Here is a 559-nt window from a genome sequence, read left to right on the forward strand (position 1 = left end):
GTGCTACAACCGGACCCGCTTGATCTAGCTGACGTCAATGATCTAGCCCCATAGGCGGCTCAGAAATCCTTCACTTCCCGCTTGTTCGTTGCTTCCTCCCAACTCAGCAAGCTCAATCCACTCTTCGAAGCCGTCTGGGTTCTTGATGATGATGCTCCGACCGCTCTTTTCGCGCCGCATCTTCGTCGGGAGGGTCTTGCGATAACTGTAGAGCTCGTGTGGCTCGAGATCGAATTCAGCAATAAGTCGATTTTCGCGCCGATCGAATGTTACGTCACCGCGCTCGTAGGCTTGCTTCCACTTGCGCTTGCCAATGTTGTATCTCCGGTTCGCCGGCTCTTTCGGGAAGAATTTTGGGACCTCACGGTCAGCACGCTCGTAAAACTCGAGAAACACCTGGCGAACGTCGTCGACAGTTCCACCGGCATCGAGATACCGCTCATCCCTCAAGATGCGCCGTGACACGTACGAGAAGATGGGGTTGCGAGCGTCGAGGATTGTATTGAGATCTTCTTGCGCTTTGTAGAACCCCTCGTCTTCGGGATTCGAAGGAAACGCG

The 559-nt window shown here is 54.4% G+C and carries 1 pseudogene; it reads right to left on the reverse strand.

Annotated features, from left to right (window positions below):
• Positions 1 to 42 precede the first annotated feature (42 nt).
• Positions 43 to 559: pseudogene (locus tag EXE45_RS19955) on the reverse strand (hypothetical protein); the annotation flags it as partial.

The organism is Halorubrum sp. SP9 (assembly GCF_005435015.1).
Taxonomy (GTDB): domain Archaea; phylum Halobacteriota; class Halobacteria; order Halobacteriales; family Haloferacaceae; genus Halorubrum; species Halorubrum sodomense.